The organism is Spiroplasma endosymbiont of Lariophagus distinguendus, assembly GCF_023846195.1.
Taxonomy (GTDB): domain Bacteria; phylum Bacillota_I; class Bacilli_A; order Mycoplasmatales; family VBWQ01; genus Spiroplasma_E.
Window position 1 is genome coordinate 1 of record NZ_JALMUW010000089.1, and the last position, 2,808, is coordinate 2,808.

The 2,808-nt window shown below is 25.4% G+C and carries 3 protein-coding genes and 1 pseudogene; 1 reads left to right on the forward strand and 3 read right to left on the reverse strand.

Going from position 1 to position 2,808, the window contains the following annotated elements; genetic code table 4:
- Positions 1-574: pseudogene (locus M0D11_RS05560) on the forward strand (TSUP family transporter); the annotation flags it as partial.
- Between the two features lie 44 nt (positions 575-618).
- Here the strand turns inward: M0D11_RS05560 and M0D11_RS05565 are convergent.
- From M0D11_RS05565 to thyA, 3 genes are read right to left on the reverse strand one after another with little or no spacing between them, the layout of a single operon-like run.
- A complete protein-coding gene (locus tag M0D11_RS05565) occupies positions 619-1,356 on the reverse strand; it encodes a lysophospholipid acyltransferase family protein (protein ID WP_252320863.1) in 738 nt (245 codons plus the stop codon).
- Between the two features lie 2 nt (positions 1,357-1,358).
- Positions 1,359-1,850 carry a dihydrofolate reductase gene (locus M0D11_RS05570; protein WP_252320865.1) on the reverse strand — a complete coding sequence of 164 codons (492 nt, stop codon included), beginning with the start codon at positions 1,848-1,850 and terminating at the stop codon, positions 1,359-1,361.
- Entirely contained in the window at positions 1,850-2,719 is an 870-nt protein-coding gene (gene thyA, locus M0D11_RS05575; protein WP_252320867.1) for a thymidylate synthase, read from the reverse strand. The genes M0D11_RS05570 and thyA overlap by 1 nt, the downstream gene beginning before the upstream one ends.
- Positions 2,720-2,808 lie beyond the last annotated feature (89 nt).

Here is a 2,808-nt window from a genome sequence, read left to right on the forward strand (position 1 = left end):
AAGTTCACTTAGTTGATCACAATTATTTATTGGTGTTCTATTATTTATTGTTTCAATTATCATGCTTTTAGGTCAAAAACAAATTGGAATTATGCCAACAGCGGGTAATAATAATAGTCTTGATATTTGATGAAAATATTTGGTTGGTATTAGTATATTCTTTATCCTTGGTGCTTTCATGGCATTAGGCATTGGTATTTATGCTCCAGCAATGGCAACTACTTATTTATTAGGTCTTAACGCTGAATGTGCTTTTCCAATTATGATGGGATCTGCAGCTTTTTTAATGCCAGTTGTTGGTACACGTTTTATTAAAGATAAAAACTATGAAATTAAACCAGCAATTGCTTTCACACTAGGTGGATCAATTGGTGTTATTTGTGCTTACTTAAGTGTATTTTTATTATTACAAAATGGTCTTGGCTTAAATAAAGAACAATTTATTAATATCCTACTATGATTAATTATCGTAATAATTTGATATACATCTTCTTCACTAATAATTACATCAGTAAAAAATTTACGTAATTATAAAAAACAAAAATCACATCAGAAATTAATTATTGACTCTTAAACATAATAAAAGGTTGTTAGTTAACAACCTTTTATTATTACTACTTAAATTTTATTATTGCTAAAATCATCAATTCCTTTTTTAATAATATTAAATACTTGCTTTGATAATACATCAGTAGATAATTTAATAAATTCACTTGGTTCAATTGCCTTATGAAAAATAAGATGAATATCTTTTTTGCCCTTATATTTTCGATCAAAAATTTGATAAGAATTAATAATAGTAACAGGAATAATTGGTACATAAGATTGATATGCCATATTAAAAGCACCTGCTTTAAATTCTTGCATTTCTTGTTGATGACTTCTTGTTCCTTCTGGAAAAATCATCATTGTACGCGGAATTCTAATTAATTCCTTTGCTTCTTGAAAAGTCGTAATGGCTGTGCGTGGATTATTACGATCAATAAATAAAACATCAATTAAAAAAATAAATCTTCGTGCCAAATGTCTTTTTTTTAATTCTTCTTTTGCAATAAAACCTAAAGGTGCATATAAACTATAATCATTTACCGATAATACTAATAATGGATCAAAATTTGATTGATGATTGGCAACCATTACACAACCTTTTCTTTTTGGTCAATTTTCAATGTTATGAACGGTTAATTTAATATTATATAATCATTTAATATAACGCACACGTTTTTTCAATCAAATATATCGTTTTGCTTCAGAAACTAAACTTGGGTCTTTTAATACCTTTCTTGTCATTGAACCTGATTTACTATAAGTTTGTAATAAATAAGGTCAAGTTAAAATTGCTTTTCAAATGTTCATTATTATTTTTTTTCCTTTCTTTGATACACATTCGCTACAAATTCTGCAAATTCTGTTGTTTTGATTAATTTAAAATCAGAAAAATTACTAACAGGAAATAAAAGATCACCATTATATAAATTTTTAATGACTGAAACATATAAATAATCAGCATAATCTCATGCCTGCTTATAAATTTCAGCACCACCAATAATACAAATATCTCTTTTTTTATTACCTTGATATTGTTTTAAATATGAAATAATATCATTTGTGAAAGTAATATTATTATCATTTAGAAATTGTTGATAACGTTCTTGATGATTAGTAACAACTATATTGTAACGATTTTTTAGTGGTTTGCCAATACTTTCAAAAGTTTTTGAACCCATTAATACATTTTTATTTAAAGTAATGCTCTGAAAATATTGCATTTCTTCTTTAATTTTTCAGGGCAATTTATTATTAAAACCAATTACCTTTTCTTTGGTCATTGCTCAAACTAAAATTACCATTATACTGCAACCTGACCTCTAATCAACGGATATGGATCATATTGTTCTAATTTAAAATCTTCAAATTTAAAATTAAATAAATTAGTAATATTTTTATTAATAACTAAAATTGGCAATGATTTTGGTTTTCTACTTAATTGTTCATTAATTTGTGAAAAATGATTACTATAAATATGAGCATCACCTAAAGTATGAATAAATTCTCCTAGCTGATAGCCACATATTTGTGCTAACATTATTGTTAATAATGCATAAGAAGCAATATTAAAAGGAACTCCTAAAAAAATATCTGCACTACGTTGATATAATTGACAAGATAATTTTTTATCATCAGAAACGTAAAATTGAATTAAAGTATGACATGGTGGTAGTGCCATATTTTTAATTTCTGCAGGATTTCATGCTGATAAAATGTGTCTTCGTGAAAAAGGATTGTTTTTTAAATTTTCTATTAACTCCTGCAATTGATCAACACCATTAAAATTACGTCATTGTCTACCATAAACAGGTCCTAAATCACCAAATTCAAGAGCAAATTGATGATCAGTTTTAATTTTTTCAACAAATTCTTCTAAAGTTTCATTTTGATATTTTTTACTTTCCATAAATTTCTTATAAGGTCACTCATTTCAAATTCTAACATTATTTTTAACTAAATATTCAATATTAGTATCACCAGCAATAAATCATAATAACTCATGAACAATAGAAGCAAAATGAACTTTTTTTGTAGTTAATATAGGAAAACCTTTTTGTAAATCAAAACGCATTTGATAACCAAAAGTAGAAACAGTACCAGTGCCTGTTCTATCAGCTTTTTTATATCCTTTTTCTAAAACATATTGACATAAATCTAAATATTGTTTCATAATCATTACCTCTTTCATAAATCAAATTAAATCAATTATATTTTAACAAAAAATATTTTTTTATCTAAGTTTTAATTTTAGTTCCTTAC